A 21,234-nucleotide genomic window follows, 5' to 3' on the forward strand; every position below is an offset into this window, starting at 1 on the left:
AAACAACCAATATATGTCTGCCTGTTAAAGCAGCCAGATATGTTAAATAGCTAAAAACAAAGGTTATGGAATTTACAGTTAGTATTAATGCAATATCGCAGGTAACACATAATGTAAAGTGTCTTCGTTTTGATAAACCGGAGAATTACCATTTTGTTCCTGGTCATGCTGCCGATGTATCCATCAATAAGCCTGAATGGGTTGAGCAAAAGCGGCCATTTACCTTTACGGCTTTAGCAGATAAACCTTATCTTGAATTCACGATAAAATGCTATACTGATCATGACGGGGTAACCAATCAGATAGGGCAGTTAAAAGTTGGCGATCAATTAGTGATTTCCGATTCATGGGGAGCCATTGAGTACAAGGGCGAAGGTTGTTTTATTGCAGGTGGCGCGGGTATTACACCTTTTATAGCTATTCTCAGGCAGTTACATCAGGAAGGAAAAGCAAAAGGCAATAAACTGTTTTTTTCGAATAAAACTGAAGCCGATATCATTTACAAAGAAGAGTTAACAGAAATTCTTGGCGAAGATGCTGTGTTTTTGCTGAGTAGCCAGGCATCCACCCGCTATGAAAACGCACGCATTAACGAAGCTTTCATTAATGCCAATATCGAAGATTTTAATCAACCGTTTTACATCTGCGGTCCGGATTTGATGATAGAAGAGATTGCTGCCATTTTAGTAAATAAAGGGGCAAACCCCGAAATGGTTGTATTTGAAAAGTAAGGGTTAAATGCCCTGGTGCTGGCTTGAAATCTATACTTCAGTTAAGCATCTGTTTTTTCATACATGGCGTTTCTATAAGCCGTTCCCCATTTTGCAATTTCATCTATAATGGGTTTCAGTGTGCTACCATATTGGGTAACTTCATATTCTACCGTAATCGGTTTGGTATCCAAAACAGTACGGCTAACAAGTTGGTTCATTTCCATGTCCTGTAATTCTTTTGAAAGCATTTTTGCGGCTATGCCATCTACTTCGCGCAACAAATCCATAAAACGCATTTTACCACCTTCGAGCAAGGTGCCCAGGATGTGAAACTTCCACTTGCCCGATAAAACCTCCATGGTATCCTTAATGGCTGTTATCCTTCCTTTACAAATGTTAGTGTTATTTACCGTCTGGTTTTTCTTCATCTCAATTAATTTTCCAATTATTCTATAAAACTAGAGAAACTCCAGATAGTTTCCAATGGGTAAGTAGTTTCTAATTGGAAACTGATAACGTTTGTAAACTGACAGGATTTTAAATTTGCACAAGCGAATGAATAAGCTTAAAAACATGTCAGACAACACTATAAAAAATAACCCATTGCTGTGCAATCCTGAATCTGGTATTTGTGAAATGCCAGATTTTAGCGCTGAAGAATTTGATGCGACTGAGGTTGTGGCGAAAGTAAATCCCGTTAAAGTAATTTATTTTACCGACCCGATTTGTTCTACCTGTTGGGGAATAGAACCTCAGCTTAGAAAACTAAAACTGGAATATGGCAGTAGTGTAGAAATTGAATATCGTATGGGTGGTTTATTGCCCGATTGGAGCTATAATAGCGGGGGATTAGTAAGCCATCAGATGTAGCGCATCATTGGGATGAAGTAAGTACGTATTACGATATGCCAATTGATGGTGATGTTTGGCTGGAAGACCCGCTCGATTCTTCTTATCCACCATCAATTGCTTTTAAAGCAGCACAACTACAGGATCAGGAAAAGGCGATTTTGTTTTTAAGGGGCATAAGAGAAATGGTTTTCATGCAGAAAAAGAATATTACCAGATGGGAACATCTGGCAACAGCAGCCAAAAATTCAGGATTGGATATTGAACAATTAAAATCAGATTTCGAAGGCCCGGCAAAAACAGCTTTCGAAGCAGATTTGAAAGCGGCCAGAGCATATGGTGTGAAGGGTTTTCCTTCCTTGTTTTTTGAAGGAAATAACGGAGAAAGAGAATTTATTTATGGAGCTAAGCCTTACACCCATTATGAAATGGCGGTTTTAAAGCTGTATCCTAATGCCATCAAAACAGGATATAGTAAAGACTGGGAAGCACTTTTTTGTAAATATACTTCGCTTACTGCTAAAGAATTTACTGAACTTTGTGGTGTGAAACGAAACGTGGCTGAACAGTTATTAAATGACTTGGTGCTTAAAGGAAACCTTGAAAAGCTAATAACAAAAAATGGTTGCATCTGGCGACTAAAAGCTTAATCTTCTTTCACTATTTCTAAACTGCGATGTAGTTCACGATTTAAAATATTGATTGCCCAAAACTCATTGTTTAGATGATTTAAAGCAAAAATAACATCAGTTATAGTCAAAATTTGAGGAGTGTATGGAAATGGGGATTTCTATCTTAATCATATAAATCATTCAATGCCGCTATAATTGATCAACTAAGCCTTATCTATACAAGTTTTACTGGTTAGGTTTTAGGAAGCAGCTTGATTAATCTGTAATGGATGATTTTTTAATTGATTATTTGGCACATTGTAAAAATGTAAGCGATAGCCTGCAAACAATTGCGAAAGATCTTTTAACACTTTAAGGTTGTGAACGATGAGAATGTCCAGGAAGATAATTGAAACAAAAGAAAAACAGTCCGTTGTGCGGATTAACAGGTATATCACCATTGATGAACTTGAAGACTTGATAGAGGGACAGTTGGTATATGATGAAAAAGGGATGTCGGCTATTTTACTTGACATAGAAATAAAAGCTTATAAAACGGAAAAGCATGTTTACATTAAACTTTCTTCCAATCCAAAAACCATACTGATTATTAAGTAAGTCTCATTTAAAACAAGAAAAGCGACCGAAGTCGCTTTTCTTGTTTTAAAAACTTGTAATGTTTATTTTGATAATGCTGCAGTTTGTACTGTAACTTCCGGAGTGTTCATTACTGTGTTTACCGCTGCGAAACGATCTAAGTTTAATTTTGGTGTACTTCCCATTACCAGGCTATAGTTTTGAGTAGTTCCGCTTAATTTTAAATCTGAACGGTCTGCAATAACAGTATATAAGCTTTCAGTTTTCGAGTCGATTTTGGCCACTGCATTTCCGCTTAAGAATACCTGAAGATTAGTTGCGTTTAATTTGCCTTCGGTTTTTACAACCGCATCATCAGATGCCATTACGCGGTAAATACTTTTTACGTAAACAGTAACTTTAGCCACTTCGTTATCCGCAGAAGTGATTTTTAAAGCTGTTCCATCCTGGATCACTTTTACTTTTCCGCTATTGTCCTCAGCATAGCTAATGCCTTCAGTTCCGTTTTGGATCAGGGTTACTTCTACATTTCCGCTTACTACTACTTTATCGAAGTTTTTCGGAGCAGAGATTTTAACAGGTTGTTTTTCGGTAGCCATCACAGTTGTAGAGAAGATTGAAGTGCTTAAAACAACAGCTGCCATTAATGATTTTGCTAGGGTTGAAATTGAAGTTTTCATAATATTTTTGTTTTATAGTTTTAGAATAATTTGTGAATGTTTTAATAATAAGACGCTAGGAGGTGCTAAACGTTGCAGCGGTTTTGGCCGTATTATACCAACGGCTGTAAGTTCTCGACGAACGGCGTTTTAAATCGGGTAAAAAATGACTGGTCTTTTTTTATTACCAGTTACACCCGCTAAAACAATTGGCAGATTGGATGGCAAGTTTCTCATGCAGGGTTGCCGGGTGATGGACCAAATGAGTATTGGCTGATTTCAGTGATAGCGGCTTTAGCTATTGGCTATGGCCTAATTTATACGATGATAGTTTAAGATAGAGTAAAAAAACAGGGAGAAGAGAAGGCAATGGGGTCGTATAGCTTTACTTAAAAGACAGATAAGTAGTGTTACTAACCATGAATCAGCTTTACGTGGTTTAAAAAAAAACGATGATCGGAGAGGAAAAAAGACTGGTTTTCCTGCTTATGGCAAATTTTACTTTTGTATTTAAATTTATGGTTTTGTCCTTTATAGCGCTACATTTCCATTGCAGTCCTTATCTTGTTTTGATCATTTCCGTCAAACTCACTCCAATACTCGAAGCCTATTGTTTTTGAATATTTTTTATCCTGAATACTCTCTTCATATATCGCTGAAAGCTGTTCTTGAATCTTTAGAATGGAATCAAAGCCTTCAAGAAAAGGAGTATTAATGTATAGTGACCCGTATTTTGGCAGTGAACTCAAGAATGGGTATTCACGCTTTGGGAGCCCAATAACATATTCCTCTATATCGTCAAATCTGGATATAATATAAGGCTGTGAAGAAGCTTGTAGTTCCTCAAATAGGGTGTCTAAGCTAAAGTTTTGTCTATCGCCAAATTCTCTTTCTGCCCCAATCAAAAAGGGTAGGGTGAGTCCGTTCTTATCCTCTACTGTACACCAAAGGTATACCAGTTTACGCCATAATGATTTTTCCATATATACTGATGATTATTTGGCTACCATATGCCATCTCCAAAATAAATATACGCACATTTTGGTCAGGAGGGGACTATATCAGCAAAAGGTTTTCACTAAGATTCACTTTTGTGCCTGTAAAATATCAGAGATCTAATGGATGTTCCTTTTGTTATTCAGAAGCTTAACGAATCAGTATATTGTTTAATTTATAATCAGCGGATTAAAGTTTAACCTTTTTCAGTATAACTAGTTCTACTTCAATCTGTACGCTGAAATATCCTTCCAGCGTATTTTTGTAAGAAAAGGAACATTTAGAGCCATAAGCACTATTAAGCCGCTCCTTCAAATTATCTAGTCCTATGCTTTCCCCAGAACTATTGATATCGGTATTGATAAGATTAATTGTTTCGACTACGAGTTTATCTTTGCGTATGAGTAAGTTAAAGATTCCTGGAGCTGATGGGTCACTTAGATTTCCATGTTTGAAAATGTTTTCCAGTAGAGTAAGTAGAACAAGGTGGATAAAATGGTAATTATAAACCTCCCTATCAACATTGAAATTTAAATAGGCTGTTCCTGATTTTGGTATTAGCCAAAGATCAATGAGGCTTTTTGAATGAGCTATTTCAATTGATAGTGGTGGATTTTCTTCAGCATGCTCAGCATCTAACGCAAATCGCATTATTTTAGAAAGCCTCACTACAGCTTCAGCAGCTTTAGGTTCACTTTTTTGAATTAGGCTAAAGATGTAATTGAGCGTGTTGAAAAGGAAATGAGGATTAATCTGTGCTTTTAGGTAAGCCTGTCTAGCCTGGCTTAACTCAAGTTGCAATCTATGCTCTTTAACCTGGTTTTCCAGGCTTAGGCGTTCAAGATTTTCTCGGGTATCTCTCTCCTGGACGTAAGTTCTGAAATAATAGAAAAGAAAAGCTAGCGCCAAGAAATAGAGACTTCTCCAAGCTACTCCTCCGATGTATCTTGTATTAAAATTTAATGCTCTTCCCTGCTCTTCATCTAAGGAGTTTAGGGCATAATCTATCAAGCCCTTACTTAAAACCAATAAGGCAAATGCAATGACTAAAAAAAGTGGAAGTCTCCAAACCCATTGCTTACCATGCCTCAGTGAGTGGGGAATAACCCATAAAGAGCTAAAGTAGAAGAAAAAGATGTTGATCAAATAATGGTTGATAATGAGGCCAGGTTTTGCTACTATCCCAATGGCAAACGAAATAGTAGATAACTCGTAGGTGATCAAAAGCATCCAAATCAGCAAATGCCAATGATATGTTTTTTTTAGATTTTCAAGTCCAATTTTTCTGCTGAAAGAGGCTTTCGTATAAGTCAACATAGGTATTGAATAAGTTATTGAATATTGATTTTTTGATGGGTTAGTTTGGATTCATGAAAAAACAAATCTCACCCAAGCTGACCAAAAAAACGGTCTTTACTTTTCGATCAAAGGAATCGAAAATGAAAACAAGTACTGATCCTACAGAGACAACTATGACCATTGTTACTACAACATTGACTGATGTTGCCCCAAATTTTCTGCAATAAAGGATCTACTTTCTAAAAAGAAGGGTGTTGTCTTCCAGGTACCGGACAAAATCCTCTTTATATGGAACAGTCATGAGCACATCATACTTCTGCAGGTGTATGGTGTTCCCTTGAATTGAATGTACATAATCAGCATTTATGATATAAGATTTGTGTACTCTGAAAAATTTGGTGTTGCTGGTTAGTTTTTGAACCATCTCCCTCAATGAATAATAGATGGTATAATGTGTTTCAGAAGTAAAAATGTGTAGATAGTTTCCAGCAGCCTGGATATAAATAATATCTTCTTTCAAAACCTTCACCCGATATCCCCTTTCTCCAACCCTAAGATAAAATGCATCACTGTCTTCATCCAAAGGATTATCAAAACATTCAAGTAACACCGTGTATACCTTTTGGGAAAAGATATCAAGGTCAATGGGCTTTAATAAATAGTGTTTAGCCCGCAGGTCGAAAGCTTTCATTGCATATTCGGCAAAGGCTGTCGTAAAGATAATATTCGGGAAAGAATGCCTCACCGATTCGGCGAAATTGATCCCCGTTAGCCCAGGCATATCGATATCAAGAAAAATGAGGTCTAGTTTATTTTTTAAACTGTTTATCTCAGATAGTGCTTTAATTGGATTTGTATAGGTTTGTAAAACCTGTAACCTAGGGATTTCTGCAATGTGATTGGCAATTACTTTAATTGCAAACGGATCATCATCAATAATAACGCAATTAATAATGTTTTTCATATAGGAATTTAAGGCTCACTAAATTAAATATTCTTATTTTGTTTAAATCATGCTGAAAGTACTATCTGTAACGGAAAGTGTGCTATTCGTGTAGCTGTGATGAAAAGCTAAGCAAGTTCTAGTGATGATCTTGCTGATTTTAGTGTATTATAATTTTCGTTGGAAAGACATTTTAATGAAAACGAAAAGGATCAACCCTCCCTGATCTCTTTGGCCTATATATTTACAGCTTTTAAGTTTCTTGGAGTGACATATGTCTTTGCCTGGTGTCCAGTAATTGATTTAGCTAAATCTCCGGCAATTCCGTTGGATAGAGCGAATACAAAACCTTCTTTATCTTTTGAATTTTTCGTTTTGCTTATTTTCAACTTTTGAGGATTCAACTCAACAAAACGGTGAGGTTTCCGTAAAATATTTTAATATGAATGGAGCGGCTAGTTCTAAAAATAACACGGCGGAGGTATTTACCTCTTAGCAGGTACAATTTCTGTTAATTTTTGTAGTTTAGAATTTTTAACCAAACCAAATGAGCATTTATAAAGAGTACAGTGAAAAAAAACTGCTTAGTCTTCTCGCGCAAGGAGATACCGATGCCCTAAGTAGTCTGTATTATTTACATGTTAAACAATTAAATTATTTTGTCTTAAGGACGGCTAAGTCATCACCACTAGCCGAGGATGTTGTGCATGATACTTTTATTAAGGTTTGGGAAAATCGTGAGAAAATTGATTGTGAGCAACCATTTAAGCCATATTTGTATACGATTGCCCGCAGGCACCTGCTTAATCTGTTAAGACGTGCACAACATGAAGTGAGCATTATGGAGGAGTTGAAAAAAAACACAATCAGCAAAGAGAATGTTACCGAGCACCTGATCGACTATACTGAAAGCAGTTCGATATTCATGGAAGCAATAAATAGTTTGCCTGCACAAAGGAAAGAAGTCTTTATTCGTTGCCGGATTCAAGGGCTCACTTATAAACAAGCTGCAATAGAATTGGGTATTTCTGAAAGTACCGTTAATAGTCAAATGGTTAAAGCTCTTAAAACTATTAGAGGTTTTATCTCCTTACGAACTGCGGTTCTGCTTTTAATGGCAGCTGTTACAAAATAATTATTTTTTTTTCATCACAGTAGATGTATTGTTGTCACCATTTGTATTAGTTACAAATGAAGGAAAAATTGAACAACGAGATCATACAGCTATTTATAAAGTATTTAAACAATCAATGTAGTAAAATAGAACTTGAAAAGGTACTTAAGCTGATTGAGGAGGGAAGTTATAAAAGTGAATGGGAATTTGTAATTACTGAAGATGCAGCGGCATTGGTAAATAGCAACCATCAAACGGAAATGCCAGTTGAAGTAATTTCCGGGCTTCACGATAAAATACAAAACACCATTACCGAAGAAAACAATAAAACTTCAGCCCTCTCACTGCAGGTTTCATATTGGCGGAAAATTGCGGCTGCTGCAGCCATCCTAATTACATTGAGTATAGGAACTTTCTATTATTTCTCCAAGCAAAAGAATACAAGTGATTTAGTTCGGGATATAGCCCCCGGTGGTAGTAAGGCAATACTTACATTGGCGAATGGCAGAAAAATAATCCTTACCGATGCAAAAAATGGGGAACTGGCTGCGCTGGGTAACGTGGTGGTAACCAAACTTGCTAATGGAAAGATAATCTATAGCGTAAAACCGGGTAAAACCGGCGAGGCATCACCTAATACAATAGAAACACCAAAGGGGGACAGTACCAGGTTATATTGCCTGATGGAAGTAGAGTTTTACTAAATGCGGCTTCAGTCTTGACTTATCCTGCTTCATTTGCAGGCCTTAAAGAGCGACGTGTGTTGTTAAAGGGGAAGCATATTTTGAGGTGGCAAAAGTGCTGATGAAGGATAAAGAAGTGAAGCAAAGGATACCATTTATCGTAGTAACCGGTAACCAGGAAATAAAAGTGTTGGGTACACACTTTAATGTAAATAGCTATTCAGATGAACCGCAAACAAAAACTACATTGATTGAAGGATCTGTACAGGTTATATCAGCAGGAACAAAAAAAGTCCTTCTTCCTGGTGAGCAGGCTATAGTAGGCCCCAATGGACTGTCCATTTCTGAAGCTAATATTGATGAGGTCTTAGCTTGGAAAAATGGGTATTTTATGTTTGAAAGCGAAGACATAGAATCAGTAATGAGGAAGATTGCCCGATGGTATGACGTCGATGTTGTATTTGAAGGCGATAAACCTAAAGATAGATTTGGTGGTACTGTTAGCCGTTTCAGTAATGTTTCCCAAGTACTCCGAAAATTAGAATTAACCAATAAGATTCACTTTAGAATAGAAGAAAGGAGGATTATAGTTACCAAATAACAACTTAACTTATGAAGTAATCTTAAAAAGAAAAAAGCCAGAAGTGCTTGCAACACAACTGGCCAATGCCTGGATTACTTAGTCAATAAATGCGATTTAACCAACTTTAACCCGCAGAAAACTTCAGATTCTTTAGGATCACAGTTAACCTGCGAATAACCAGACTAACAAATGTATAAAAATTATACTAATGAACTTGGTGTACCCAAAAGGCATGTCAATAAACTACTGCTGATTATGCGATTTACTACCGTAATACTAATAGCAACCATAATGCAGGTGAGTGCAGCAGGTTTTGCCCAAAGGATTACTCTTTCTAAAAAGAAAGTATCCCTTAAAAGTGTTTTTAAGGAAATACGAAAGCAAAGTAATTATGATTTTATCTATACGGATGAATTATTGCAAAATGCGAAGCCCGTCGATATAAATGTTAAAGAAGCGTTGCTGGACGATGTTCTGGATAAACTATTTCAAGGCCAGCCATTATCCTATACCATAGAAGACCATACAGTTGTCCTCAAAGAAAAAACAGAAATTTCTTTAAAAGGAAAATTAGCCCTGCGGACAATTGACATACGTGGCCGCGTTGTGGATAGCAAAGGACTAGGAATTCCGGGTGTAACAGTTCGGATAAAAGGTGAACCTGGTGGGGGCAGTACAAATAATAATGGAGATTTTAGTATCGCAGTTACCTCGGCAAATTCCGTACTTATCTTTTCGTCCACCGGTTTTACGACTAAGGAAGTTTCTGTAAATGGTCAGACAGTCTTAAATGTAATACTCACAGAAGCAGTGGACGAATTGTCTGAGGTTTTGGTCGTCGGTTACGGCACTCAGAAAAAGATTACTGTAACTGGTTCTATCAGTTCTGTGAATATGGCTGATATGAGAACGCCTGTAGCGAGTCTTTCCAATGCCTTGGCGGGTAAAGTAGCGGGTGTCATTTCCATGCAGTCCAGCGGCGAACCAGGTTATGATAATTCTCAATTCACCATTCGTGGACTGGGGACTTTTACTGGAAGTACATCACCTCTTATTATTATAGACGGTGTGCAGCGTGATGATGTTAATAGTGCCTTCGGAGGCTCTTTTAATAATATAGATCCTGAAGATGTGGCCAGTATTTCCCTGCTTAAAGATGCTTCTTCGACAGCCATGTACGGTGCAAAAGGCGCCAATGGAGTTTTAATTATTACGACAAAAAGAGGGGTTGCCGGTAAACCAAAAATATCCTTAAAAGCAGAAACTGGAATAGCTGGTTTTACGGAAAGACCTGAAATGTTGGATGGAATTCAATACATGCAGTTGTTTAATGAGGCCAGGACCAACATGGGATTATTACCTAATTTTTCAAATGAACAGATTCAGAAAACAGCTAGTGGCCTTGACCCATATTTATACCCAAATGTAAACTGGATAGATGAGGTTTATAAAGATCATTCTACTTTAACCAACGCAAACTTAAATATAAATGGTGGTACCGAAACGGTACGGTATTATATTTCCAGTTCATTTTACAACCAAACAGGGCCTTATAAAGTTGAGAAGTTAAATGGTTACAATCCTAATCTAAATTTTAAACGTTATGACTTTAGAAGTAACATCGATGTCAATGTTACTAGTAGCACACTTTTGCAACTAAATATTGGTGCAATGTTGGTTAATGCGCGATATCCGGGCATTAGTGCAGGCAGTCTATGGTACCAGTCTTATGCCACGACACCTGTTGCATTTCCAACAAGGTATCCAGATGGAAAATGGGCTGGTCCAACACCAAATGGAGGCATTAATCCACTAAATGCAGTACAAAACAATGGGTATTCCGATGAATTCAGGCCTGCTGTACAATCTGTATTTACGGTAACCCAAAAGTTAGATGTACTCACCCCTGGTCTGTCATCCTATGCAAGGTTCTCTTTTGATAGTTATGGAGATTTCAATAACAGGAGATCAGGTGTTAATGATAACTGGCTGGCCATAGGTCGTGATGGTAATGGTGAACTGATGTTTGTACAAAACAGGATAGGACAACAGTTTTTAGGCTATAGCCAAGGTTCCGATGGTGAAAGAATCATGTACCTGGAGGGAAATTTGAACTATGACCGAACTTTCAGCAATCACCGTATAGGTGCCATGTTTCTATATAATATGAGAAACAGGCTTAAAAGTACTGCAGGGGATGTAATCAATGCTATTCCTTTTCGTAATCAGAGTCTGGCCGGTAGAATCACCTATGGCTATATGGATAAATACCTTTTGGAAGTGAATGCCGGTTATACGGGGTCTGAAAATTTTCAAAAGGGAAGTAAATTTGGTCTTTTCCCCTCTTTATCAGGAGGGTGGGTGATTTCTAACGAGCGTTTTTTTAAACCATTGGCCAATACATTTACCTTATTAAAGCTTCGTGGTTCTTATGGCGTTGTGGGGAATGATAATATTGGCAGGGGAGATAGATTTCCGTATCTAACGCAAATCGGGGGAGGTTCAAGTACCGGGTTTGGTTTAAACGGTACATGGAACGGTGGTTTAACAGAAAATTTGATAGGGGTAGAAAATCTAACCTGGGAAAAATCATATAAAGGAGACATCGGCCTTGAAATAGGTTTGTTTAATAAGTTGAATCTTATTGTTGATGGATTTGATGAGCGGCGTAAGAATATTTTAATCATGCGCGAGTCCATCTCTTCGATAGTTGGATTAGAGGGAACCCCGGTATATGCTAATATCGGAGAGATGAGTAATCGTGGTATGGATGCGAGCATTGAGTATAATGATCAGATTGGTAAGGTAGCGTTAAGGGTATTTGGAAACGTTACTTACAGCAAAAATAAAATCATTTTCGCTGATGAGCCCGCGAGGAAATACGCTTATCAAAATAAGGCAGGCTTCGCCCAGAATGAATTCCTAGGTTATATAGCTGATGGCTACTATACCAATCAAGCAGATATTGATTCACGACCAGTACAAAAATTTGGTGTGGTAAAACCTGGTGATATCCGCTATCTTGATCAGAATGGTGACAATGTTATTGATGCTTATGATGCAAGAAGATTAGGAAAATCTCCATTTCCTTCCTGGCTATTTGGTGCAGGTTTCTCTGTAGCCTACAAAAAAATCGATTTGTCTTTGTTCTTTCAAGGAGTTGCAGATGTAGGAATCATGGCAAACGGATCAGGCATTTACGGAAATGGTGCAGGGGTAGATGGAGTAGGAGTCGTGCCCTTTTCGGGGCTTGGGCAATATCCCAACAATACCATGGCAAAGGTGCTGGACAGGTGGACAATAGATAATCCACGTCAGGATGCATATTATCCCCGTTTATCCGTAGGCTCGCTTTCCGATAACAACTATCTCAGCAGTACGCATTGGCTAAAAGACGGTTCTTATGTCCGTTTAAAACAAGCTTCAGTTGGTTATACACTTAGTTCAGAAAGATTAAAAAAAGCAGGGTTTCCTCTTTTGTACTTCTACGCTTCTGGACAGAATCTTTTGACTTTCAGCAAATTTAAGATATGGGATCCAGAGTTGGGATCTAATGGGGCGAAATATCCCATTACCAGGATGGCGACTTTTGGTGTGAGAGCTCAGTTTTAATAACCATTTAACAATGATTAAGATGAATAATATATTTAAAAATATTCTTTCAGGCAGCATAGGATTGTTCTTGTTGTTGTCTGGCCTGGGCTGTAAATATTTGGATGTAGCACCAGATAACCTACTAACCTCGGACATGCTGTGGGAAACCAGAGCAAATGCCGAAGGGTACCTAAACCAGATTTATGGTCGTATTGGTATTCCTGATGATGATTATACGATGCTGGGGGCAAGTGATGAAACTTCTTGCAGTATTGCAGGAGTGAACGTTAGGCAATTGACTTCCGGAAACTGGAATGCACAAAGTAATTATTGGTATTATTGGGGACAGGATTATGCAGGAATCAGGCAAAGTATTGTCTTTGAACAAAACATAGACAAGATGTCTGAGTCCATAATTGGTGCTGATTTAAAGAAACAATATAAGGCTGAAGCCCTATTTTTAAGAGCCTGGTTTTATTGGAAGTTGTTAAGGCAATACGGCCCATTTGTTAAAATTACCGAGCAGTTAAGTCTTAATGAAGACTATAATAAGTATCCTCGTGTACCCTTTAATGACTGTGTAGCATACATTAGTGATTTGTTAGACAGGGCGGCCACTAATTTGCCAGCTACGTGGTCTTCCTCATCAAATTATGGAAGGGCTAATAAAGCCTCATGTCTTGCCGTTAAATCTCAGTTAACCTTATTAGCTGCCAGTCCATTATGGAATGGAAACCCCATGTTTGCAGGTCTGAAAAATCATGATGGAACAGCTTTAGCACCATCTCAGTATGATTTGAATAAATGGTGGGCAGCTGCCAATGCGGCTAAGGCAGTAATAGATCTGCCAGGCTACAGGCTTTTCACAAATCTGGATGAGGGCGATAGCCAGTTTGATCCGTATCTCTCTTTCCGTAATTTGTTTCTTACAAATTGGAACGCAGAAATTTTATTTTCAACCAATATGGCAAACTCATGGCAGTGGGGGCATGAGGTGCGTTGTGCGCCGAATCCGGGAGGGTATAACATGCAAAATGCCACCCAGAATATTGTTGATGCTTTTTATATGCGTAACGGAAGGACAATCGATGATCCATTGTCACAATATGTTGAAACTGGATTTGTTCAATTTGATGACCCTGCTAACTGGGGTAAATCCAAGGACGGGTTAAACAGGGGATATATTAAAGGAAATTCCAACATGTACGCCAATCGTGAAGCCAGGTTTTATGTAAGCATCCAATATAACGGTAAGCCTGTTTTACCAGCACCTACACAGGATGACCGGAATTTCTTTTCATCTGATGCGAACAAAGATGGAACCGGAAGAGCGGAGTTTTATTATTCAGGAAAATCAGGAGTAGGTGTGAATAACAATGGTGACATTACCGGTTACGATGTTTTAAAAAATGTAAGCCCTGCATCGAATATTAGAACAAACTCAGCTGTTTATCGCCCATTTATTCATTTACGCCTTGCAGAAATGTACCTGAATTACGCTGAGGCCTTAAATGAGGTTGAGCCCAGTAACCCGGATGTTTTAAAATATGTGAATTTGGTAAGGCAGCGTGGCGGCCTTCCTGATTTACAAACAGTTTATCCCTCTTCGGTAGGAAATCAAGCTGAAATGAGAAAACGCATCCTGCAGGAAAGACAGGTGGAATTGGCATTTGAGGGCGACCGATATTTTACACTTATCAGAAGACTGATGATGGGAGATACTAAGGTGCAAACCATTTACAGGATGAATACCATCACAAATGATGGCAACCAAGGATTTGCTTTTGCAGATTTTAACAAACGTACATTATTGCAAACCCGGGTGTGGAATGATAAGATGTACCTTTTTCCAATTGCGCAGAGCGACATCGATAAAAATGCTTCATTGGTTCAAAATCCAGGTTGGTGATGAAATTCATTATTTATTAATACATATAAGATTATGAAAAAATATATAAATGCATGCCTATTCATTATTGCTGTTTTGGTGGTGGTGACTACAGGCTGCAAAAAAGAAAAAGGTTTTACACACGATGCATCCTCACCGATAACAATTACTCAAATCCTTCCTGAAAAAGGTAGTGGTGGCACAGAAATTCTGATCAACGGAAGTAATTTTACAACAGATACCTCACAGGTTAAGGTTAGCCTGAATGGAAAATCATTAAAGGTGATAGGTGTTAATGGGGAACAGTTGATGGTTGTCGTGCCAAAAAAAGCAGGTTCGGGTGTGATTACTGTTACAATTGGAGGTAAAAGTACCACAAGTAAAACGCCCTTTATTTATGAATACATGAGAACCGTGACCACCCTTGCAGGATCTGGGGTTGCCGGATTTGCAAATGGGCAGGGCACTGACGCCAAGTTTAATTTTAGTGGTCAATCCTGGTACCGTTGCAGTGGTATTGTCGTTGATAATAACCTGAATGTATATGTTACCGATGTAGGTAACCAATGCATTCGGAAAATTGATAAAGATGGAAATGTCACCACTTTTGCAGGTAACCCAGGTAATGCCGGTTATCAGGATGGGAAAGGAACCGCTGCTAAGTTTAGTCTTCCTTACGGTTTAACAATTGATGACAAAGGGAATTTATACAGTGTTGATCCCGGTAACTGGGATATCAGAAAAATAACTCCAGATGGAACGGCAACTTTGCTTGCATGGGCCAATCAGGAGCCCTGGAGTGTGGCCTTTGATAAGAAAAGTGGAAACGTATTTTATACCAGCTGTAATTCGCCTGGAAATGTTTATCAGCTTACGCCCTCAGGGGTAACCACCCAGGTCATTAGCGGCCTTAATTACCCCTCAGCAATGGCTTTTGACGATGCAGGCAATCTGTTTGTCACTGTACATGGTGATCATATGATTAAAAAATTTCTAACTGGTAGCTGGACAGGGAGTATTGTTGCTGGTTCAGGAACGGCAGGCTATTTTGATGGACCGGCGAAAAGCGCAAAATTTTCTTTACCCTGGGGTATGTCTATCGATGGGACAAATAATTTATACATAGCTGGAAATGGAGCAGGTGGTGGAGGTCTTTCCAATCCAGATCAGAGTATCCGGTATATAGACGCACTGAGCTATGAGGTAAGCACTTTTGCCGGTTCCGGCACTGCAGGGAATGTAAATGGTATTGGGAAAGCCGCCGCTTTCAGTTCCCCTGCCGGAGTTACCGTGGATAAGAATGGAACTGTTTACGTACTGGATAGAAACAATAATTGTGTCCGGAAAATCGTATCCGAATAAAACTTTAAAATACACAAATACTACAGCAGATTGAAGATATATTGTCTTTAATCTGCTGCTTAATGGAGTTTTAGCATGAAAATATCAAAAATATTTTATTTAAAGAATTTCTTTCTTTTGGTGATGATGTTGCTATGCTTTAATGTTTCGACTGCACAGGGCAATAGGAGTTTGCGGGGGGCTGACCATCCTGAAAAATCATCATCCGCCAGAGATATTTATGTTGCGCTTAATGGAAAGAATTCAAATAATGGAACCTTGAATGAACCTGTAAATACCATTCAGAGAGGATTAGAGCTGGTAAAACCTGGTTTTACTGTTTTTGTGAGGTCCGGGACATATAAAGAGAAACTGAACTTCCCCAGAGGAGGGCAAAAAGATAAAGTAATTACTTTAAAGCCATATCGGATGGAGCGTGTGATTGTAAGCGGTGAAGGGCTTTCAGTATCGGGTAGTGAGGCATTGGTTAGTGTAAGCGGAGTAAACTATATCGTTATTGAAAGACTTGATATCTGCAATTTTAAAAGTGCAGCAGCATTTGTAAATGTGGATGGTATAGCAGTAAAGGCTGGTTCAAGCAACATTACCTTAAGAAAGAACAGAATATACAATATTGAAAATAATGCTTCGGCTGAAATGGGCAGAAGCGGGCATGGTATACACGTGATTGGAAATACGGCTGTTGTCATGACAAAAATTTTAGTAGAAGAAAACGAAATTTTTGACTGTAATACAGGCTATAGTGAGAACTTAACGATAAATGGTTATGTAGATGGTTTTGAAGTCAGAAAAAATAAGGTTTATAATGGCGAAAACATAGGGATTGTGGCTGCTGGTGGTTACGCAGCTAATATCAACCCAGCATATAATTATGCACGTAATGGTATTATCGCGGATAATGAAGTGTTCAATCTTGATGGTAAAACTGGTCCAATACCAGCTTTCAAAGACCACAATGGGGCTATCGGGATTTACGTTGATGGTGCCAGGAATATCATTGTAGAAAGAAACCTGATAAAAGATTGTGGTCGTGGAATCGGTATCGTTAGCGAGACCAACAACTTTCCAACCCAGGAATGTACCGTTAGGAATAACCTTGTTTCTAGCTGTTCGCTTGCCGGGATTTACCTGGGCGGATATGTTGGTTACACAGGTGGTGGCACCTATAATTGTTTTGTGGTCAACAATACCATTTATTGTAATAATAAAGACTTAGGCTATTCAAATGAAGTTGAAGGGGAACTCAGGCTAACCGAACACTGCTACAACAATGTAATAAAAAATAATCTGATCTACGCCCGGCCTAAAGACCTGCTGATTCATAAATATAGCTCAACAGGAAGCGGAAACACTATCGATCATAACACCTATTATACTACTGGTCAACCACAATGGATTTGGGATAGTACAAGTGGCAACCCAGTTGGTTTCCGGGACTGGAAAAAAAATAGTGGACAGGATGCCAATTCCATCTTAAAAATAGTTAGTCCTAAGTTTTACTCTAATTTAAGCAGAAAATGGAAAAGATTCCAACAATCAAAGATATAGCCAGACGACTAAATATCGATCCATCAACTGTATCCAGAGCACTTCGCGGACATCCAAGCATTGGTCTGGTTACCACAATGAGGGTTAATAAAATAGCCAAAGAACTAAACTATCATCCCAATCAAAATGCAGTATTTCTTAAGCAAGGAAAAACTTTTACCATAGGAATTGTACTACCCGATATTTCAGAAGCTTTTTATTGTACTGCCTTGAGTGAAATAGAATGTTACTCACACCGTAAAAATTATAATGTAATTTTCGCTCAGTCATTTGAAGACCCTGAGCGAGAAAAACAAATCCTTAATAATATGAAAAACCATCGGGTAGATGGTATATTGATTGCTGTTACCAAATCTACCGAGGATGCCGGGCAGTTCGAAGAGTTCAAAAGATACAATATTCCTGTAGTCGTTCTAGACAATAGGAATATTGTAGCAGATAAGCCATATCCGGCTATTGAGCATCTATTTTCAATTTTAGAATTTCAGCAACTACCTGGTTTAAAGGTTTAGACTGGCTTTGGGCCTTTATCTCCAGATTTTGATTTACCCATGCGCGCTCCCAGATAAAAAAGTCAGGAGCCTGCATGGTTTTACCCTCTAGGTTGCCCTTCAAGTAGTTTATATACATCTCCCATCTTACCAGATAAAAGTCCTTCATTAATCCTCCCCATTCCTTATAAGCATATTCATGGAGATTATCCTCGTTGCGCACATTTTCGCCCCAATAGGTAATCAACATCATCGCATTCTTGATATTCAATTCCTTCTCCTGTTTGGTTTTTCCAAGATTCAAAGCCTGGGTTTTGTATGTATTCAACTGATAGTAAGGATGAGTGGATAACAGTTCGTCTGTTAAACGAATCATATTGAGGAACTGATCAGAGAATAACTTAAATTGTTTAGTATTCTTTTCCTTGTAGGCCTTTGTCATTGCCTTGAAAACAAGTTCTCCATCATTGGCCAATATTTGCCTCATGAGGTTAATCAGATCAATCTGATAAGTGTCTGAATGCTGAAATTCAGGACCTGCTTCTGCAAACTCCAAGGCAGCTTTTTTAAATTTCACGGCATCATAGTTCCTTAGCCGCGTTCCCCAGTGGGATACGGGCAGGGAATCCAAGGCCGGACGGATACAAAATACCGATTCACTAGCCCCTTCCTGATAACCCGGAATACTTTGATAGATTGTTTCAAGAAAACCCTGCCAGGCGTCATCAATATGGTTGTTTGAACCCCCATAGCGATATCTTGTGAAATTGGTCAACCATTTTTTAACATCTACGTGGTCTTTTCTCCAACCGAGTTCCAACATCAGATCGTAAACCGGAGGGTTATTGTTCAGTCCTTCAGGCATAATCCCCACGCCTTTTAAAAGGTTTTGGTACGGGCTTTTTTCAATGCGGTTAACCTCGTCTGCAAAACGCTGTAACTTACCATATAGCCCTGGCCTTTCGCCGAAATTATTGACAACACACCAGATAAATGGTGTAGCATCGTAGCCATTTCTTTTCTCCCAATTATTGGTGAATTCTCCAAATAATTCCTGCACAAGTATATGCGATTTATCGAGCCCTTCTAACATATGTTGCTTGGGATTGTCCTGCCAACCCTGCAAAATCCAGGTTGATCCAGGAAAACTCTTTTGCATTTCAACCTGAATAGAGTGGCCTGCCATGCTTAAATCTATACCATCGGTAATCCCACCTTCATGAAATGGATCACCAGCAAAAAAACGGATATTTTTGCCGTATGCCTGCTGCAGTTCTTTATAATATATTGCTGCAATCCTGGAAAAGTCAGGGTTGCCTGGAGTTAAGATGTCCGGACGCTTGAATGCTCCCCAGGTCTTTTGATCGATGATTGCAGCTTTAGATTTGCTTTTCAAAGAGCTTGGAACCATGCCATAAAAACCTTGAAGTACAGGTTCTATTCCGAATGCTCTCATTCGTTCTATTATCCTTTTCTGCAGTATTTTACGCCCATCAATCTGGCTTTGGGGCATCGGGCCTCCCCAGCCTTGTATGTTTCCCATAAGCCACCATGCGGTATAGGCTGGGCCAACTAAAAAATCATCAATCTCCTGATTAGAATATCCGATTTGTTTTAATGTATTTTGCCACACGGTTTCCATCCCGGTTACCGTAAGCATTAGATTTACACCATTCAAAGCCATCCAGTCGAGCTCATGTTCCCAGTCTTTCCAATCATAAAAACTCATGGTATAATTATAGGTGCAGTAGTTTAAAGCATATCGGTATTGGGCTGGTGCCTCAAGAGTGATTACATTTTTTACTGCTGGAATTGGTGATACAGGAGCAAGGTTATCTCCCATATGCGACATAGAACGATGGCAAAAGTATTTTAAATACCAATTTAACCCAACTGCAGCAGCATTGGGGCCAGAAGCACTAATAACCACTTTGTTTCCTATGCTTTGTAATTCGATAAGGTCTCTCTGATTGCTTTTAAGAGACTTAAAAACAATTTGATTTTCTAGCCATGGCACTCTTCGTTTAATCAAATCCTGTACAGGCTTGAACTGCTGGGCTAGAAGGTTTAAAGGAAGTAAGAGTAAAATTAAATAATGGAATTTTCGCATAAATCAGTTCGGTTTTTTGTTTCAAATAGACCGAAACTAACTTAAAATATGATGTAAAACAATCAGTGAACCACCCTGTTATCCGCTATAAGAACCACACAATCGATTGTATTGATCGGTACAATCGATTGTGTGATTTTTCATTATTTTATTCTTTTTTGCATCCCTCGAATAGGAGCAGAGAAAGCATTATGGCTTATTTTATTTTTGTATCTCTTTTAAGAAAGATCTTGGTCAAAAGAAGTATTAATCCTAGGCTTTTGCCAGCAGATAATATTTCCAAAAATTCATCGGATTAATAGCTGTTCAACACTGAAGTATAATGTAATAGGAAAAAAGACAATCTGATCCCTTTAAGTCGCTATGTTGTTGGCTCCTTTGTAGAATGGCCAAAAACGTAAAAAGCGACCATGGCCGCTTTTCTTGTATTAAAAATTTGTGATGCTTATTTTGATAAGGCTGCAGTTTGGATTGTAGCTTCCGGAGTATTCATTTCTGTATTTACAGCAGCGAAACGATCTAAGTTTAATTTTGGTGTGCTTCCCATTACCAGGCTATGGTTTTGAGTAGTTCCGCTTAATTTTAAATCTGCACGGTCTGCAATAACAGTATATAAGCTTTCAGTTTTCGAGTCGATTTTGGCTACTGCATTTCCGCTTAAAAGTACCTGAAGATTAGTTACATTTAATTTACCTGTTGTTTTTACAACCGCATCATCAGATGCCATTACGCGGTAAATGCTTTTTACATAAACAGTAACTTTAGCTACCTGGTTATCTGCTGAGGTAATTTTTAAAGCTGTTCCATCCTGGATCACTTTTACTTTTCCGCTATTGTCATCCGCATAGCTAATGCCTTCAGTTCCGTTTTGGATCAGGGTTACTTCTACATTTCCGCTCACTACTACTTTATCGAAGTTTTTTGGAGCAGAGATTTTAACAGGTTGTTTTTCGGTAGCCATAACAGTTGTAGAGAAGATTGAAGTGCTTAAAACAATAGCTGCCATTAATGATTTTGCTAGGGTTGAGAATGAAGTTTTCATAATATTTTCGTTTTATAGTTTTAGAATATTTTGTGAATGTTTTAATAATAAGACGGCAAGAGATGAGAAACGTTTCAGCGGTTTTGGCCGTATTATACCAACGGCTGTAACTTCTCGACGAACGCCGTTTTAAATCGGGCGAAAAATGACTC

Annotated in this window: 20 protein-coding genes; 12 read left to right on the top strand and 8 right to left on the bottom strand. The window is 38.4% G+C overall.

Annotated features, from left to right (window positions below; translation table 11 throughout):
* The first annotated feature begins 65 nt into the window (after positions 1-65).
* The gene (locus G7074_RS15100) at positions 66-731 is read left to right on the top strand and encodes an FAD-binding oxidoreductase (RefSeq protein WP_166209332.1); all 666 of its coding nucleotides are present in this window, start codon (positions 66-68) and stop codon (positions 729-731) included.
* A gap of 41 nt (positions 732-772) precedes the next feature.
* On the opposite strand, the gene G7074_RS15105 is transcribed toward G7074_RS15100, so the two are convergent.
* Entirely contained in the window at positions 773-1,141 is a 369-nt protein-coding gene (locus tag G7074_RS15105) for a helix-turn-helix domain-containing protein (protein WP_166209335.1), read from the bottom strand.
* A 127-nt stretch (positions 1,142-1,268) separates the two neighbouring features.
* On the opposite strand from G7074_RS15105, the gene G7074_RS27620 reads away from it, so the two are divergent.
* The 3 genes from G7074_RS27620 to G7074_RS15115 all read left to right on the top strand — a co-directional run bounded on the left by G7074_RS27620 (position 1,269) and on the right by G7074_RS15115 (position 2,791).
* Entirely contained in the window at positions 1,269-1,583 is a 315-nt protein-coding gene (locus tag G7074_RS27620; protein ID WP_205944062.1) for a DsbA family protein, read from the top strand.
* A gap of 35 nt (positions 1,584-1,618) precedes the next feature.
* Positions 1,619-2,212 carry a DsbA family protein gene (locus G7074_RS26655; RefSeq protein WP_205944063.1) on the top strand — a complete coding sequence of 198 codons (594 nt, stop codon included), beginning with the start codon at positions 1,619-1,621 and terminating at the stop codon, positions 2,210-2,212.
* A gap of 354 nt (positions 2,213-2,566) precedes the next feature.
* On the top strand, positions 2,567-2,791 hold the full coding sequence (locus tag G7074_RS15115) for a hypothetical protein (RefSeq protein WP_166209338.1): 225 nt from the start codon (positions 2,567-2,569) through the stop codon (positions 2,789-2,791).
* A 62-nt stretch (positions 2,792-2,853) separates the two neighbouring features.
* On the opposite strand, the gene G7074_RS15120 is transcribed toward G7074_RS15115, so the two are convergent.
* The 5 genes from G7074_RS15120 to G7074_RS15140 all read right to left on the bottom strand — a co-directional run bounded on the left by G7074_RS15120 (position 2,854) and on the right by G7074_RS15140 (position 7,056).
* Positions 2,854-3,450 (bottom strand): GIN domain-containing protein, encoded by a 597-nt coding sequence (locus G7074_RS15120; RefSeq protein WP_166209341.1) that lies wholly within the window; start codon positions 3,448-3,450, stop codon positions 2,854-2,856.
* 518 nt (positions 3,451-3,968) lie between these two features.
* Positions 3,969-4,412, bottom strand: a complete 444-nt coding sequence (locus G7074_RS15125) for a hypothetical protein (protein WP_166209344.1) — start codon at positions 4,410-4,412, stop codon at positions 3,969-3,971.
* A 202-nt stretch (positions 4,413-4,614) separates the two neighbouring features.
* The gene (locus G7074_RS15130; protein ID WP_166209347.1) at positions 4,615-5,742 is read right to left on the bottom strand and encodes a sensor histidine kinase; all 1,128 of its coding nucleotides are present in this window, start codon (positions 5,740-5,742) and stop codon (positions 4,615-4,617) included.
* Positions 5,743-5,956: 214 nt separating this feature from the next.
* Positions 5,957-6,688, bottom strand: a complete 732-nt coding sequence (locus G7074_RS15135) for a LytTR family DNA-binding domain-containing protein (protein WP_166209350.1) — start codon at positions 6,686-6,688, stop codon at positions 5,957-5,959.
* Positions 6,689-6,903: 215 nt separating this feature from the next.
* A complete protein-coding gene (locus G7074_RS15140) occupies positions 6,904-7,056 on the bottom strand; it encodes a hypothetical protein (RefSeq protein WP_166209353.1) in 153 nt (50 codons plus the stop codon).
* 158 nt (positions 7,057-7,214) lie between these two features.
* On the opposite strand from G7074_RS15140, the gene G7074_RS15145 reads away from it, so the two are divergent.
* The 8 genes from G7074_RS15145 to G7074_RS15180 all read left to right on the top strand — a co-directional run bounded on the left by G7074_RS15145 (position 7,215) and on the right by G7074_RS15180 (position 17,951).
* Positions 7,215-7,802, top strand: a complete 588-nt coding sequence (locus G7074_RS15145; RefSeq protein ID WP_124561871.1) for an RNA polymerase sigma factor — start codon at positions 7,215-7,217, stop codon at positions 7,800-7,802.
* A 68-nt stretch (positions 7,803-7,870) separates the two neighbouring features.
* Complete coding sequence (locus tag G7074_RS15150) at positions 7,871-8,485, top strand: hypothetical protein (RefSeq protein WP_166209356.1); 615 nt, start codon at positions 7,871-7,873, stop codon at positions 8,483-8,485.
* Positions 8,486-8,585: 100 nt separating this feature from the next.
* The gene (locus tag G7074_RS15155; RefSeq protein WP_240916318.1) at positions 8,586-9,065 is read left to right on the top strand and encodes a FecR family protein; all 480 of its coding nucleotides are present in this window, start codon (positions 8,586-8,588) and stop codon (positions 9,063-9,065) included.
* A 171-nt stretch (positions 9,066-9,236) separates the two neighbouring features.
* Entirely contained in the window at positions 9,237-12,659 is a 3,423-nt protein-coding gene (locus G7074_RS15160) for a TonB-dependent receptor (protein WP_166209359.1), read from the top strand.
* Between the two features lie 22 nt (positions 12,660-12,681).
* Positions 12,682-14,550 (top strand): RagB/SusD family nutrient uptake outer membrane protein, encoded by a 1,869-nt coding sequence (locus G7074_RS15165; protein ID WP_124561869.1) that lies wholly within the window; start codon positions 12,682-12,684, stop codon positions 14,548-14,550.
* A gap of 33 nt (positions 14,551-14,583) precedes the next feature.
* Positions 14,584-15,891, top strand: a complete 1,308-nt coding sequence (locus tag G7074_RS15170; RefSeq protein WP_124561868.1) for an IPT/TIG domain-containing protein — start codon at positions 14,584-14,586, stop codon at positions 15,889-15,891.
* Between the two features lie 75 nt (positions 15,892-15,966).
* Positions 15,967-17,439, top strand: coding sequence for a right-handed parallel beta-helix repeat-containing protein (locus G7074_RS15175; RefSeq protein ID WP_166209362.1), 1,473 nt, complete (start codon positions 15,967-15,969; stop codon positions 17,437-17,439).
* Positions 17,409-17,951, top strand: coding sequence for a LacI family DNA-binding transcriptional regulator (locus G7074_RS15180; protein WP_166209364.1), 543 nt, complete (start codon positions 17,409-17,411; stop codon positions 17,949-17,951). The genes G7074_RS15175 and G7074_RS15180 overlap by 31 nt, the downstream gene beginning before the upstream one ends.
* Here the strand turns inward: G7074_RS15180 and G7074_RS15185 are convergent.
* Together G7074_RS15185 and G7074_RS15190 are read right to left on the bottom strand one after the other, a co-directional pair.
* Positions 17,893-20,040, bottom strand: a complete 2,148-nt coding sequence (locus G7074_RS15185) for an alpha-N-acetylglucosaminidase (protein WP_166209366.1) — start codon at positions 20,038-20,040, stop codon at positions 17,893-17,895. The genes G7074_RS15180 and G7074_RS15185 overlap by 59 nt on opposite strands.
* Positions 20,041-20,485: 445 nt before the next feature.
* Positions 20,486-21,082 carry a GIN domain-containing protein gene (locus tag G7074_RS15190; RefSeq protein ID WP_166209369.1) on the bottom strand — a complete coding sequence of 199 codons (597 nt, stop codon included), beginning with the start codon at positions 21,080-21,082 and terminating at the stop codon, positions 20,486-20,488.
* Between the last annotated feature and the right edge of the window lie 152 nt (positions 21,083-21,234).

It is taken from the genome of Pedobacter sp. HDW13, assembly GCF_011303555.1.
Lineage (GTDB): Bacteria > Bacteroidota > Bacteroidia > Sphingobacteriales > Sphingobacteriaceae > Pedobacter.

Bases quoted from the DNA above. Each gene is read 5' to 3' on its own strand.
- G7074_RS15125 (WP_166209344.1), bottom strand. From the start codon at position 4,412: ATGGAAAAATCATTATGGCGTAAACTGGTATACCTTTGGTGTACAGTA.
- G7074_RS15185 (WP_166209366.1), bottom strand. From the start codon at position 20,040: ATGCGAAAATTCCATTATTTAATTTTACTCTTACTTCCTTTAAACCTT.
- G7074_RS15165 (WP_124561869.1), top strand. From the start codon at position 12,682: ATGAATAATATATTTAAAAATATTCTTTCAGGCAGCATAGGATTGTTC.
- G7074_RS15170 (WP_124561868.1), top strand. From the start codon at position 14,584: ATGAAAAAATATATAAATGCATGCCTATTCATTATTGCTGTTTTGGTG.
- G7074_RS15180 (WP_166209364.1), top strand. From the start codon at position 17,409: ATGGAAAAGATTCCAACAATCAAAGATATAGCCAGACGACTAAATATC.
- G7074_RS15145 (WP_124561871.1), top strand. From the start codon at position 7,215: ATGAGCATTTATAAAGAGTACAGTGAAAAAAAACTGCTTAGTCTTCTC.
- G7074_RS26655 (WP_205944063.1), top strand. From the start codon at position 1,619: ATGCCAATTGATGGTGATGTTTGGCTGGAAGACCCGCTCGATTCTTCT.
- G7074_RS15100 (WP_166209332.1), top strand. From the start codon at position 66: ATGGAATTTACAGTTAGTATTAATGCAATATCGCAGGTAACACATAAT.
- G7074_RS15115 (WP_166209338.1), top strand. From the start codon at position 2,567: ATGTCCAGGAAGATAATTGAAACAAAAGAAAAACAGTCCGTTGTGCGG.
- G7074_RS15135 (WP_166209350.1), bottom strand. From the start codon at position 6,688: ATGAAAAACATTATTAATTGCGTTATTATTGATGATGATCCGTTTGCA.
- G7074_RS27620 (WP_205944062.1), top strand. From the start codon at position 1,269: ATGAATAAGCTTAAAAACATGTCAGACAACACTATAAAAAATAACCCA.
- G7074_RS15120 (WP_166209341.1), bottom strand. From the start codon at position 3,450: ATGAAAACTTCAATTTCAACCCTAGCAAAATCATTAATGGCAGCTGTT.
- G7074_RS15190 (WP_166209369.1), bottom strand. From the start codon at position 21,082: ATGAAAACTTCATTCTCAACCCTAGCAAAATCATTAATGGCAGCTATT.
- G7074_RS15130 (WP_166209347.1), bottom strand. From the start codon at position 5,742: ATGTTGACTTATACGAAAGCCTCTTTCAGCAGAAAAATTGGACTTGAA.
- G7074_RS15105 (WP_166209335.1), bottom strand. From the start codon at position 1,141: ATGAAGAAAAACCAGACGGTAAATAACACTAACATTTGTAAAGGAAGG.
- G7074_RS15160 (WP_166209359.1), top strand. From the start codon at position 9,237: ATGTATAAAAATTATACTAATGAACTTGGTGTACCCAAAAGGCATGTC.
- G7074_RS15175 (WP_166209362.1), top strand. From the start codon at position 15,967: ATGAAAATATCAAAAATATTTTATTTAAAGAATTTCTTTCTTTTGGTG.
- G7074_RS15155 (WP_240916318.1), top strand. From the start codon at position 8,586: ATGAAGGATAAAGAAGTGAAGCAAAGGATACCATTTATCGTAGTAACC.